General features: G+C 32.8%; 12 protein-coding genes. 2 read left to right on the top strand and 10 right to left on the bottom strand.

Annotation, left to right across the window (positions count from 1 at the left end):
- Positions 1-23 precede the first annotated feature (23 nt).
- The 9 genes from vgrG to DMB65_RS03935 form a co-directional block, all read right to left on the bottom strand.
- Entirely contained in the window at positions 24-1,823 is a 1,800-nt protein-coding gene (gene vgrG / locus DMB65_RS03970) for a type VI secretion system tip protein VgrG (RefSeq protein WP_110305364.1), read from the bottom strand.
- Complete coding sequence (locus DMB65_RS03965; RefSeq protein ID WP_230470594.1) at positions 1,824-2,501, bottom strand: CIS tube protein; 678 nt, start codon at positions 2,499-2,501, stop codon at positions 1,824-1,826.
- A gap of 11 nt (positions 2,502-2,512) precedes the next feature.
- Positions 2,513-2,683 (bottom strand): DUF5908 family protein, encoded by a 171-nt coding sequence (locus DMB65_RS22090; RefSeq protein WP_165834858.1) that lies wholly within the window; start codon positions 2,681-2,683, stop codon positions 2,513-2,515.
- Between the two features lie 3 nt (positions 2,684-2,686).
- Complete coding sequence (locus DMB65_RS03960) at positions 2,687-3,151, bottom strand: phage tail protein (protein WP_110305363.1); 465 nt, start codon at positions 3,149-3,151, stop codon at positions 2,687-2,689.
- Positions 3,141-3,608 carry a phage tail protein gene (locus tag DMB65_RS03955; protein ID WP_110305362.1) on the bottom strand — a complete coding sequence of 156 codons (468 nt, stop codon included), beginning with the start codon at positions 3,606-3,608 and terminating at the stop codon, positions 3,141-3,143. The genes DMB65_RS03960 and DMB65_RS03955 overlap by 11 nt, the downstream gene beginning before the upstream one ends.
- A gap of 51 nt (positions 3,609-3,659) precedes the next feature.
- A complete protein-coding gene (locus DMB65_RS03950; RefSeq protein ID WP_165834856.1) occupies positions 3,660-5,237 on the bottom strand; it encodes a phage tail sheath family protein in 1,578 nt (525 codons plus the stop codon).
- Between the two features lie 28 nt (positions 5,238-5,265).
- Positions 5,266-6,081 carry a hypothetical protein gene (locus DMB65_RS03945; protein ID WP_110305361.1) on the bottom strand — a complete coding sequence of 272 codons (816 nt, stop codon included), beginning with the start codon at positions 6,079-6,081 and terminating at the stop codon, positions 5,266-5,268.
- A gap of 11 nt (positions 6,082-6,092) precedes the next feature.
- Positions 6,093-6,647, bottom strand: coding sequence for a DUF4255 domain-containing protein (locus tag DMB65_RS03940; protein ID WP_230470593.1), 555 nt, complete (start codon positions 6,645-6,647; stop codon positions 6,093-6,095).
- A gap of 519 nt (positions 6,648-7,166) precedes the next feature.
- Positions 7,167-8,027 carry a helix-turn-helix transcriptional regulator gene (locus DMB65_RS03935; RefSeq protein WP_110305359.1) on the bottom strand — a complete coding sequence of 287 codons (861 nt, stop codon included), beginning with the start codon at positions 8,025-8,027 and terminating at the stop codon, positions 7,167-7,169.
- A 227-nt stretch (positions 8,028-8,254) separates the two neighbouring features.
- Here DMB65_RS03935 and DMB65_RS22085 point away from each other — a divergent pair, with 227 nt between their 5' ends.
- On the top strand, positions 8,255-8,416 hold the full coding sequence (locus tag DMB65_RS22085; protein WP_165834854.1) for a hypothetical protein: 162 nt from the start codon (positions 8,255-8,257) through the stop codon (positions 8,414-8,416).
- 425 nt (positions 8,417-8,841) lie between these two features.
- A complete protein-coding gene (locus DMB65_RS03925; protein ID WP_110305358.1) occupies positions 8,842-9,639 on the top strand; it encodes an SDR family NAD(P)-dependent oxidoreductase in 798 nt (265 codons plus the stop codon).
- A 703-nt stretch (positions 9,640-10,342) separates the two neighbouring features.
- Here DMB65_RS03925 and DMB65_RS03920 read toward each other — a convergent pair.
- Complete coding sequence (locus DMB65_RS03920) at positions 10,343-13,144, bottom strand: M16 family metallopeptidase (RefSeq protein ID WP_165834852.1); 2,802 nt, start codon at positions 13,142-13,144, stop codon at positions 10,343-10,345.
- Positions 13,145-13,201 lie beyond the last annotated feature (57 nt).

Raw genomic sequence — 13,201 nt, 5'->3', positions numbered from 1 at the left:
TTGTGAAATTTTAAAGTCAACTTCTAATTTATCATTACCATAGCCCCTTTTAGGACTAATTGTGCACCACCTTGTACTTCGGCGTTTAAATTTCCTTTTGCTGTATACTGGCTTTGTGCTGTTTCTTTTATATTTAATCCACTTATGGCAACATCACCTCCAGATGAAGCGATACTAACGCCTTGATTTCCTTTGATATTGACATTTTGAGTAGCTTCAATATTTATGTCTTTAGCACTTTTAATGGTAATTCCGCTACTAGACATCACTACACTATTATCGTTTTGATCTTTAATCGTAATTTGTTTGTCTTTATCGCTAACAATTATGGTGTTTTTATTGGGAGTGCTCAGCGTCCAGACTACATTTTCATCATCAAATTCAATCGCAATTTTAGATTTTGAGACAATGGCTTTAATACTATTCTTCTCATTAGGAGTTAAGCCTTCGTAAGGTTTTAAATTAGAACTACTGTAAACACTTCCTAAAATAATTGGGTAACGAGGATCTTCGTTTAAAAAACCAATGATGACTTCATCACCTACTTCGGGTAAAAAGAAAACACCGGCACCATTTGTAGAATAAAAATTAGATAGGCGGGCCCAAATACCTTCTCCATTAGTGTCAAATAACGGAACAGTTACTAATATTCGGTATTGTGAATCGGGATCGCTGTCTATTTTTTTTACAGTTCCATTAAAAATGCCTCTTGCGCCAGGTAATAAACCAGAGGCAGAAGGAGCCATAACATCGGGTTCTTCTGTAAACCAAAGTGGAGAAAGACCAATGCTTATTTCGGTTATCCAGTTTCCTTCGGATAAATCATGAGTAACACTAGAAATAAAATGGTCTCCATTAAAGCGATCACCAAGTCCGGTTAAAGTGATATAATTGCCAGGATTGACTAAATTAGTACCTTGAAATTTTGCTTCTCCTTGAATTTTAGAATACTCACTTTTTATGAGTTGTGCTTTTGCCCAATTTGTCAAATCGGCATTTTCAAGTGGGGCAGTGGTCTGTATTTGATATTCCGATAAACCCACCACTTCAGAAAGTTTTTTGGACGAGATATTGCCAGGTCCTGCTACATTATTAGTGGATTGCATTGATGCAATAGCCTGATTTTTATAATCCCAGCTGCTCGCTTTTACAGTGTCTAATTGTGTAATAGCATTCATTGTAGCATTAAATTGCATCAAACCATTTCCGTAGGATACATTTAAAACAGGACTGGTATTTGCATCAGGAGGAGCTACAGTAACAGTTCCGTTAAGGGTGGTAATTAGCATTCCATTGCTTTCGGCGCGAGCCATAATGTAATCCCAATCGCTCACATAGTATTGTACTTGTTCAGGCCAGCTGGTAGTAGTTGCTGTGACTTTTGCCGTTAAACCCGAATAAGTTCCAATGATTGAAGATATGATATCGCTATCTTTCTGTTTACTAAAGGTTAGACTTTTTCTGCCTACAATCATTTTTATTGCTTCATCTCTGCATTCTACTTCTAGTGCTGAGCCTACAATCTCATCAATACGAATGGACTGGCTTGTGATGATTCCCTGAAAAACAATTTCATTTTTAGAGTCATAACCACATTCAATGCTTATTTTCTCACCTGGAACAAAAGTTGAGGACGAACTGGCATCAAACGTTCCGGTATTGGCTTCTCCATCAAGGATGGTTATTTTTGCAATTGCAATTCTATTTACAGCTTTATTTATATGTACAGATAGCACATTCAATTCACTAGGAATTGATGTACCATTAATTTTTATAGTAAATGTTGCGGTGTTTCCAGACGCAATTTCTGTTTGAGTTGCCATTTATACGGGTTGAATTATTGGGGGAAATATTAATTTTTGTCCTCCTTTTAGGTTTCTAAATTTATTTAGCTCATTATATTGTGCTACTTGTATATAATAGGAATCATCATTCCAGGTTTGTTCACATAGCTGCGGGAGTGTATTTCCTTCTACTACACTTATCAAGTGGGTAATATCGGGTGATTTTTTTGCATCTAATTCCTCTACACTTTGTGGTGAAATATACTCTGAAAAGCCTAATGATAACTTGGCTCTTAAGGGACTACCGTCGGGTTTAAACAAGGTATATGAGGTGTCCATAGACTTTAAAACACCTTTAAATACAAGACTTTTGCCCCACTGTACTTTTACAAAATTAGGTCGGTGAATTTTACCATTATAAGTGTAAATGATGCTTTCTAAAGAACTAATTTCCTGATTCATATCAACTCGTTTAGAGTCTACGATTCCGGTACAATCTATTACGATATCAAAGTTTAATTTTTCTACCGGAGTGCTTTTGTATTTTTGAGAAGGAGCGCTGGTATTGGGTGCTTGTTGTTCATTATATTCAATACCTCTCTGCCATTTTATTGTCTCTGGATTAATCATAACAGTATAGGGTTGACCTGGGAAAGCCTGTTGAAAATTTTCGTCTGTATATCCTGTTATTTTCATTAATTCTAAACTCGCCCCCATAGTGTTTGTATTTATCTTTTATAGCTGTTTTTTTTTGTTCGTTCTGCAATCATTCTTTTGCATTCTTCAAGTAATTGTTTTTTTAATAATTGAATTTCTGCTTCTTTAGCATTGCTGTCTTTGAAATTATCTCTTGATGATATTTCAGTTTTTATAATTAATTCTCTGATTTCTATTGGCATATGCTAAGCAAATAAATCGGCAATTGAGGTGTCGGGTGTTATGACAAAATAAGTATAGGCTAATTCGATAGATTCTATTACAAGTTCATTTTCTTGTGACTTTAAATCGGAAACAGAATATTTTACGGGATATGCATTGTAAAATGTCCACATTACCGAAATGGAGCCATCAGGATTAAACAAACTTACCGAAACATCGTGTGTAGTTATGGCATTAGCCAGACCTTCGTCTAAGGTACTTGCACACCAGTCAATTAATTTAGAACCTTCCGGTATGAGTGCTCTTTTGAGTACTAGGTTTTGACTAGTGGTAATAGTAGGGAGACGATATTTAAATCGATTCTCCCCACCGCATACTACCTCTTCCATACTCAACTCTTTTGAGATGCCTGATACTTCTTTGAACGCAGCATCTTCACCCTTAAAAGAGAGTTCGAAGTAAAAACCTACTGGATAATTATTTGCCATTAGTAATTACCAATTGTTCGTGTGCAATTTCTATTGTATCTACCGCTACTTCATTACCATCAGATTTTAAATCGGTACTTGTAATTTTGGTAGGCCAGGCATTGTTTAATTGCCATTGCATAGTTGTTCCACCTTTTTCATCCAATAAACGAATAATAACAGTTCGTCTTTTGATAGTGTTCATCGTTATTTGTGCATGCCAATCCCAAAAACTATTGTCGTTAACAAAAACGCCTCGTTTCATAGTAACGTTTCCGTACTTTGTAATGCCTGGCATTTTTTCTGTTGAAAAAAGCGGGCTATTACTTTTTCGATATTCAATGATTTGATTTTCTACATCCATTCCGGATACTTCCTGGAATGCTACTTTTGTTAATTCAGTTCCTAAATCTACTTCAAATCGGAACTTTGGCATGGGCCATGTTGCGCCTTCTACGCTTCCGTCATCTGCTGCCATAATATTTTATTTTTTAGATTGATTAAAATTTTTATTTATGTGTTTATTTGTCTAGCTAGAAGTAGCCATTTGTTGTTGAAAAGTTAGTACTATAAATTCAGCTGGTCGAACTATAGCTACTTTGATAGTTACTTTCATAAATCCATTTAAAATATCTTCTGAAGTCATAGTAGTACCTAACCCACAGGCAACAGAAAAAGCGTCTGAAGCTGATGCACCCTGGAGTCCACCTTCTTTCCAAATAGAAGTTAAAAAGCTTCCAATCATTGCTTTTACTGCTTCCCAGGTGTTTTTATCATTTGGTTCAAAAACATAAGCATTAGCCGCTAGTTTACAGGATTGCTCTAAAAAGGTCATTGTTCTCCTAACCGGAAGATATCTCCAGTCTTGACTATTTCCATCTAAAGTTCTGGCTCCCCAAATTAAAATTCCCAGACCATTGAAAAAGCGAATGGCATTAATTGATTTTCCAGAAACAGCATCTACATTTAGACTACCTTGTTGTGTTTCCGATAAACGAATAGGTAAAGATGAGACTCCCACTATAGAAGTGTTTGCTGGAGCTTGCCAAACTCCTTCTTGGTTATCTGTTGTAGCAATAACTCCAGCCATTCCACCGCTTGGAGGTAAAATATTAGCATCAAACAAGATATGCTTAATCATAAGGCTATAGGTTTTGCTAGCATTTATTAAAGCATTGTTATTTTGCGTCACACTAAGCCCTGAAGATGGATTGTTGATGTTGGTCATAATGCTTGCCACACTTGGGTTTGGATTATCTGCAGGATTTAATAATGCTTCAAGCTGTTTTGTATCACCACCAAATAAATTAGTATAGTCTATATCCTGATTTTGCATTATTGTTGTTCCTATAAAAGGATAATAAGCTGCTCCGTAATTTAAACCTTGTGAACCTGTATTGTTTCTAAACGTCTCAATATCGTTTGGATACATGATAGGGTCTGGATTGCGTCCTCCTATAATGTCAAAAATAGCAACAGCTGTTTGTGTTTGGGTGCATTGCAATAACATTTGCTGCATTAAGGTACCATTGTTATCTACAGAAAGTAGTGTTGCTTCTGGACAGATATACATGGTAGGTTCTTGTTCATTTAAGAGTAAGGATAAACCATTTTGTAAATCAGCTAATTGTACATTTGGATTTATAATTTGGTCTCCAGGATTCATTGGGTTTTTTGAAGGGGCACCATAAGGACCTACGGATACAATGTAGGCATCACCACCACCGTTTTCATAAAACAATTTGATACTATTGTACAAATAATAGATAGTATTTGGGTCTGGAACAATAGAGTAATATGCATTGTCTATAAGCATATAATCACCTTTTGTTGGCTGACTTTTTTGTTTTACCATATAATATTCCGGAGCATATTGTTTGGCAGGACTTGCAGGAGGAGCAGGATCCGGAAAACAATAAATAGCCTGAAATTCGGCAAAAGAAGTGATCTTTTGCGCCACATTTGTGTATGATTTTCCTTCATACGATGCTGTGGGAGTATAGCCAATAAAGGCGGGTACTGCGGTGGCAACAGGGACTACTGAATTAGGAAAAGCATTTAATTCATTAATGTAGACACCTGGTGATTTAATGTTAGACTCAATCATGGTTTTTCATATTTATTTTATTAATTAATTATATATACACATACATGGAGGATGTAACTATTTTTTCTTTGTTTTCTTCCTCAATACCAATGTTCTTTGGGCTAGGGTTTGGTAAACCTTTAAAGATTGTTTTTCCTTTTTGATTACTCATAGTTGATCTATCTACCAAATCAAATTGGTATTTTGCTATTTCACTCATTTTCATTAAGTTTTTACCAGATGAAAAGAGTACTGCTCTATTGCCATTTTGGAGTGTCACAGTTATTGCCTGCTCAAAATCAACAGGAATTTTACTCACTATTTCAGGATTATTAAGCGGAATTTCACTTTTATTGATAATGTAATATCTCCATTGTGTAGCTCTAGATTCATATTTAATGGTATAATTACATTCATTATTTGTACTTAGCAGCGCTATTATATCTTTAAAATAAATTTTTACAGAACCAATGATAGCCGAATTTGTACTAGGAATGCTCGCTGCAGTTAAAACTAATTTTTGATTTTCATAGACCGTATTAGAACTTGTGTAAATAAATTGATCAGTCCAATTTGTTGGCAGTTCTGTATATAGTGTAAAGTTAGAATCTGTTGAGGTTAGATCAAATTCAAAACAGTCCTGTTGGCTATTAGCTTGTATATAATTTAAATAGTCTGATATGTTTTTAGGAACATTGCTGTAAAACTCAAAAGTATTTCCATTTCGATTTATTTTAAATCCATATCGGTTAATACTATTTGCTGTAGTTTTATTGGGTTGAATATCAATATATTTACATATCTCTTTTTCAAAATACTCATGAAAAACCTGTATAGAAAAAACGATATTGTATTGGCTATTCATACGGTTTAGTATTAATTATTTTCGGTTTTATTGATAGCAGCAGTAAAGCTTTCGTTTTCATAAGACTGAATGGTTATCAAACGTGCTTTATACACTATCGAGGGTTGGTATTTAGCTCCCATTGCTGTCCACAAACTGTGCATTTGATTGTAATTTAACTTTTCAATTTCAAATTCGAGTTTGTTTAAATTCTTTGGTATATTCGAAAAAGCTGTCGCATCCAACACAACATGAGATTGAAAAAATTGAATAACTGCATTCAAAAATTTCAGTGATTCATTGTAATCGTCAAAATTGGATGTTATTAATAAATCTAAATTAAATCGTTGCGAAGGATTTAATTCACCATAATTTCCATTAGGTAATTTTTGATTTCGGACATAAAAAGGCTGTAATGTTTCTTGTTCAATATTGATTAAGGTTACCACTATTTTGTTTTCATTCTTTGTAGGTATTGAACCATTAGAATCTATAATATTGTTTAGAATCACTTTGCTTTCATCCAATTGAAACTTATTCCTGATATATTGATCAAGAACATTAGCAGTAAATTGGAGTGATTGCATTAGCATAAACTTTTTTTTATTTAAAACAAAAATCTATAATAAAGAAGGGTATTGACTTAATTATTATTAGGTAAATGTAAACTTGTTATTTTGATTTGTAATGAAATACTTATATACGTTTCGTGTACATTTTTTTTAAAAAGACATTTTTTTGTAGACAAAATGTAGACATTTTTTGGAATGCAAATGAGTAGTGTTCAGGTTTAACTTGAAATTTAAACAGGTTCAGCTAAAAGAATAAATATTTTTTTAATACTTGAATTTCAAAAAAAAACAGCTCCTTATTTTGTTCGCAGTTACCAATAAAAGCTGGTATGACTTGAAGAAAAAACAATTGTCAATGCCATTTTGGATCGAATGATGTACTCGGTAATACGTTTTCAGTTTTGATGGGAATCAAGGAGAAAAGAAATGAAAAAATCAGCAAATTTTAATCTGGGAAACCTGGTATTAATACTGCCAGGTTGAACCTGTAAGTAATATAAAAATAGAGGCTAAAGGATATTGTACTTTATAAAATTAAGATACGCTTCTTAAATATGAAATAATATCTTGTTCTTTTTTTAAAGTCAACTTTTTCTTTAGACGGTATTTATGGGTTCTTACACTATTTTGGTTGATTCCAAGGAGATTGGTAATGTCATTATTACTCATATTCATTTTTATATAACAACAATATTTTAGATCTTTTGAACTTAGAGAAGGATGTTTTTGGGCTAGTTTTACTAAAAAATTGGGATTTGCTTGTTCAAAGTAAATTTTAAAATCATCCCAAATTTTAGTATCGTTGGCAACTGTTCTTATAGAGTTGACAATAGAGATTAGTTCTTTTCGAATGGAGTCATTTACATTGGGGTAAAGAGATGAAATACGAGTTTTTACTTTTTGTAATATTTCTATTTTTTGATCAAGTTCCATTACATAATGGCTTAATTCTCTCGTGTTGTTTTGTGAAAATTTTCCAGTAAATGATTTTGTAGCGTTTTGTTGGATTTCATCTGGTTTGAATTTAAATAAAGATTTTATTCTGTAATTCAAAAAGTCAATATTGTTTAGATGTTTATACGGATACGAGAAAATAATGCAGTTTTTTGACCAGCAATTGGATTCACATTCATAATTTTGATTAAGGCATAAAATGGGAGTCTCAATCTTACTTAAATTAGAAAGATTATTGTTTATTATGTGTTGATTTCTTCTAAAACACATAATGATTAAGTCAGGATTTAATGATTTGGCAGTATTCACTAAATCAATAGCTCTTAATACAGTAATATAAGAAAATGCAAATTCAGAGATTGCAGTAAGGGCATTTAATACCTGAGTTAAAATCAAAGTATCATCACAACCAATCAATATTGATTTTTTTTTATTTATCACTCTTGAATAGAATTTATTTTTAAACGGTCTTGCATAAATTTCAATTTATTATTTAACATTTGTCTTCCTTAAGATTAAAAATTCATTGCACTAAAAAAGTTAGAATCTCTCATAATTTAAAAAGATAAATTACCTTAATTGGATTAAATAATAATTAAACCTACTAGCCGTAAATTTAGTTTTATGCTCTGTTAGCCACAGATAAAATGTCATAAAACAGGTTTTTTATGGCATATAAAGAATCTATATCCAGAGAATTTAAAGGCTTTGTTTTTTTAGAAACAGTAGCAATCAGATCTCCTTCAGTTTGGTTTTGTGCTGAAATACAAAAAGATATTGAAAACACTAAAAAGAAAAAATCGATTAAGGAAAATGGATTTTATAAATAATTCCGGTTAATTTAACATTGTTAGCATTATAAAAGTTAAAGTATTTATAAAAAGATTAAAACAGACTACAAAATAAACTTTTTGGTATATTTTTACCTCGTAAAATTATATCGACATGTTAGCAAAAGCTAAAAGAACAAAACAGTTCATTATAGAAACTGCCGCTTCTATTTATAATTAAAAGGGAATTTCAGAAGCTAATATTGATGATGTATTTGTGGCTAGAGAATTAACAAAAGTAGGGTATTAATAAAATCTAAAAAGGAATTGGGAAAGGATTCAACCTAATTTTTTTTTGATCTAAAAATATACTTTTTAGTCTATTTAAAACCGCTTACTTATTTAAAATGATCAGTAAAAACAGTTAGTAAAATAGACTAAAAAGTCTAAAACAACTTAAACCAATTAATAAAATAAAAATAATTATGAAACAAACAATTTTAATAACAGGTGCATCATCAGGTTTTGGTCTGTTAATCGCAAACAAGCTACATCAAAATGGTTATAATGTAATTGGAACCAGTAGAAACCCTGAAAAATATGTGGCAGAGTTACCTTTCAAAATGATTGCATTAGACCTGGATTCTGAACAGTCAATAAGTACTTTTTCAGAAAGGCTATTTAAACAAATACCTCAATTGGACATCCTTATAAACAATGCAGGCTTTTTAGTATCAGGTATTGCCGAAGAAATTCCTATTGACTTAGGAAGAAAGCAATTTGAAACTAACTTTTGGGGGACTATCAAGGTAACTAATGCAATATTACCTCATTTTAGAAAACAAAAATTTGGTAAAATTATTACTGTAGGTTCTATTGTAGGGCTTGTATCTTTTCCTAATGCTGCCTACTACGCTGCTTCTAAACACGCTTTAGAAGGTTATTTCAAATCATTGCGTTATGAGTTGAATGAATTTAATATTAGTGTTGCTATGATTGAACCCTCTGCTTTTAAAACCAGCATTATGGACAACTCAGCGTCTCCTTTAAATAAAATTGAGGCATACAATTCCTTAAGGGCTAAGATTGAAAAATTTACTGTTGAATTAGTAAAAAGTGCAGAAGATCCAATAATAGTAGCAGAAAAAATACTCAAAGTAGTTCAAACGGATCAACCAAAATTTAGAAACATCGTTGGTAAAGGCACCTCTGTTTTAATTAATCTACAGCATTTTGCGTATGGAATTTTAGAAAAAAATGTCCTTAAGCAATTGAACAAATAAAAATTTCAAAAATCGAAAATAACATAGTAACTAATAATGACTTTTTCAGGAGCTGATAAGTGTAGTCCTTCATTCACTTCATAGGAAAAAAAAAAGAATACTCCTTAATGTTTTTACCTGATAATATTGCTGGATTTTCTAAATATTGAGTCTTTCTGTTTTGCATTGCCCATATTGTAACTGTTACGAAGTAAAAAATGAAAAAAACGGGCATTTGGGGCGATGGCGAATACAGATTTGAGTTTTTAAGTTAATATCAAATTGGATAAAAGATTTGACGCTTTTTACAAACGGATGCTTATCCACACGCTAACTGTTGAACAGCTAGATTTACTTGAAATACAAATTAAAATAGTAGAAAATGAAATTGTAATGTTAGTACCTATAAACGGATATCTCAAACCAATATTGGTCAAATGAAATCTTCGATGCCTTCTGCAAAAATAAGAACTTTTTTCCCGAGTTTATTTTTTTAGTGGAGTTCAGGACACGTTGAACTTGGGTCTTCTGTTTTTAAACTCAAAATGCAAAAGTAATCTTTATACAAAAATGGTTCGTGTGCTCTTGTTTTTATTGAATAATTCCGTTTTGCTACGAGGTCTGAAACGGATTCTGGGTTAAAAAAAAAGGTTGTCCTTACTTTTCGGACAACCTTTTTAAACTAATTTAAAATAAAAAATGAATGTTAAAGTTCATATTATCCCTATTGGGGATCGGGACTCATAATCACTTCGACACTACTAGAACTATCCAAAACGTGCTTACTAAACTGCTGAATAGTTTTTTGATTAATTTTAGAAATTAAATTTTTATAGTCTTCATCCTGTAAAAACGGAATCTGATTTAAAGTGTTATTATAAATGGTACTGTTCCAGAATGAATTGGTTTTAAGCGATTCTTCTCTGTTTTTTAGGAGTGCTTTTTTAATGTCCTCCAAATCATTTGCATTCACCGGAACCGTCTTTAAATCATTTAATTCTTTCCAGACAATCTGCATCAATTTTTCCTGTTTATCAGGATTACAGTCAAAAGTCAGGGCAAGACTAAAAGTTGGTGAAGGAATCTGTTCCAGATTGCCTCCAACATTTACCCCGTAACTTCCACCTTCTTCTTCACGGATGGTCTGCAAGAATCGTTTTGATAATAATTGCCCGATTACATAAATATTCATTGCGTTTTCTTTACTGTACTCGGTTTTACCTGTTAGGTTTAAATAAACAGTTGTCTTAGGAACTTCCATTGGGCGTTTAAAATGAACGACTGTTTTTCCTTTTTTAGGTTCGATGTTATGATCGATATAATTCTCCTTTAAGGCCGGGTTTGATTTTAGATTTCCGATGTACTTCTGAATCAATTCCAATCCTGATTCCGGAATATTTCCAACAAAAATAAATGTGAAGTCGGCCGCATTTTTAAATCGGTCACGGTAGATGTTTTCAGCTTTTTTCAGATCAATAGCTTCCAGGAATTTTTCGTTGAACAGAAACGTACGTGGGTTTTGGTTCGAGTTCGCTAAGTCAACAGCTTCTTTAAAAGCATTTTCATTGTCGTTTTTAATATTCTCTAAATTGTTTTTATATTGTTCTTTTAGAATAGTAAAAATGTTCGAATCAAAACGTGGTGACTCAAAAGAAAGATAAAGCATTTGTAGCATCGTTTCTAGATCGGCTTTATTCGAACCTCCCTCGAATCCCTGCGTATTTTCACCAATAAATGGAGATGACTGTGCCATTTTTCCGGCGAGCTTTTCTTTTAAACCTAAATTATCAAAGTTCCCTAGTCCGGAAGATCTTGCAATAACAGTTGCGATTTCGGCAGAAGCGAGATCTTCTGTCTTTACTAAAGATTTACCGCCTTTTGAAAATGCTGAGAAAACAATCTGATCCTGAGAATACGTTGTTGGGAGCACAATTACTTTAGCTTCATTTTCTAAAATATATCCTTTGGCATCTTTTATTCCGGCTACTTCAAATGTTTTTTTGATGGCAGCAGGTTTTAATTCTTTTTCTATTAAAGGCGCATTGTTTTCTTTTTTTGTATAAGGTTCTAAAGTCATGTTTTCTACTTTTTTCATGACATTAACAACGGCTTCTTTGTTTGGGAAATCATTTTTATCCTGATCAGAACCTGTTACCAAAACCACCTGATTTGTTGGTTTTTGAATGGTTTTCACATAAGCATTCAATTCTTCTAAACTGATGCTTTTAATAATGCCTGTTATCAGTTTGTAATCATCCTCAGCGGAAAGGAATGGTTTGGCTTTCAGGAAATAGTTTGTCAATTTATCTGCCCATGTTTCATTGTCAATTTTATCTTTATTACTGATAAAATCATCGTAAGAACTTATAAAGAGTTTTTTAGTTCGGTCTAATTCGGCTTGTATCGCACCAAAGCGTTTTAAACGTTCTGCTTCTGTGTAGGCTTCTTCAAATGCCTCCAGCGTTTTTCCTTTTTTACCTAAAGCCAAAATATTATAAGTGGTATTTAATCTTGAAATTTCGCTAAAATAGGTTTTTAAATTCAGGCTTGAACCTTGATTTTTTAAGAGTAGTTCGTTAAAACGATTGTTTAATATACTGGTATAAAAAGAGTTCATGATGTTTTTGCGTGTTACAAGACTATCTTTTATAAGTGGTTCGTCTATGATGTAACGCAAAGTAATAGCTGTTGAAGAAGCTTCTTTATCTGAAGCAGTTTCAAAATACAATTCGTCATGTTTCGGAATTATTTCATACGTTCTTGGCGTAGCTTTTTTAGCTAAAGGAATACCAGAAAATATTGCTTTTACCTTTTGTTCCATGGCTTTTACATCGATATCTCCAACGATAATAACAGCTTGTAAATCCGGTCTATACCATTTTTTATAGTAATTACGCAATTCAGCATATTTAAAATTATTGATGATATCCAAATCTCCAATCACATCGCGTTTACTATATTTTGAACCTTTGTACAAAACAGGATCGGTCTGCATTTTTAAACGGAAATCACTCGTTCTTCTGGTTCTCCATTCTTCGCGGATGACACCTCTTTCTGCATCGATTTCTGCATCGGTTAAAGATAAAGAACCGGACCAGTCGTGTAACACCCAAAGGGTAGAATCGATTAGTTTTTCGTTGGTTACCGGAACAGTACTGATGTTGTAAACCGTTTCGTCCTGAGCGGTGTAAGCGTTGATGTCCTTACCAAAACTAACACCGTTTTTTTCCAGCATTTTGATAATGCCTTTTCCTTTAAAATGTTCCGTTCCGTTAAACGCCATGTGTTCCAGAAAATGCGCCAGTCCGTTTTGATTGTCGTCTTCTAATATGGCACCCACATTTTGAACAAAGTAAAAACTCGCCCTGTCTTTTGGTTCTTCGTTATGCAGAATATAATAGGTCAAACCGTTTTTTAATTTCCCGGTCGTAACGTTTTTATCGAGTGGAATTGTTGTTTTGAACTGAGAAAAAGCACCGTGAAAAGACAGTAACAGAATCCCAAAGATGATATTTTTTTTAGTCATTTTTTTTATTTTTTTTCCAATGGTAGTCGTTAAAAAAGTAATTCGGGTATTTTTTGA

Source organism: Flavobacterium cheongpyeongense (assembly GCF_003202435.1).
In the GTDB taxonomy this organism is placed as follows: domain Bacteria; phylum Bacteroidota; class Bacteroidia; order Flavobacteriales; family Flavobacteriaceae; genus Flavobacterium; species Flavobacterium cheongpyeongense.
The sequence above is the reverse complement of the archived record's forward strand: the minus strand, read 5'-3'. Positions and strand labels throughout refer to the sequence as shown.

Coding starts and splice junctions, on each gene's coding strand:
- DMB65_RS03940 (WP_230470593.1), bottom strand. CDS start 6,647: ATGCAATCACTCCAATTTACTGCTAATGTTCTTGATCAATATATCAGG.
- DMB65_RS03955 (WP_110305362.1), bottom strand. CDS start 3,608: ATGGCAGCAGATGACGGAAGCGTAGAAGGCGCAACATGGCCCATGCCA.
- DMB65_RS22085 (WP_165834854.1), top strand. CDS start 8,255: ATGGCATATAAAGAATCTATATCCAGAGAATTTAAAGGCTTTGTTTTT.
- DMB65_RS22090 (WP_165834858.1), bottom strand. CDS start 2,683: ATGCCAATAGAAATCAGAGAATTAATTATAAAAACTGAAATATCATCA.
- DMB65_RS03920 (WP_165834852.1), bottom strand. CDS start 13,144: ATGACTAAAAAAAATATCATCTTTGGGATTCTGTTACTGTCTTTTCAC.
- vgrG (WP_110305364.1), bottom strand. CDS start 1,823: ATGGCAACTCAAACAGAAATTGCGTCTGGAAACACCGCAACATTTACT.
- DMB65_RS03925 (WP_110305358.1), top strand. CDS start 8,842: ATGAAACAAACAATTTTAATAACAGGTGCATCATCAGGTTTTGGTCTG.
- DMB65_RS03965 (WP_230470594.1), bottom strand. CDS start 2,501: ATGGGGGCGAGTTTAGAATTAATGAAAATAACAGGATATACAGACGAA.
- DMB65_RS03960 (WP_110305363.1), bottom strand. CDS start 3,151: ATGGCAAATAATTATCCAGTAGGTTTTTACTTCGAACTCTCTTTTAAG.
- DMB65_RS03945 (WP_110305361.1), bottom strand. CDS start 6,081: ATGAATAGCCAATACAATATCGTTTTTTCTATACAGGTTTTTCATGAG.
- DMB65_RS03950 (WP_165834856.1), bottom strand. CDS start 5,237: ATGATTGAGTCTAACATTAAATCACCAGGTGTCTACATTAATGAATTA.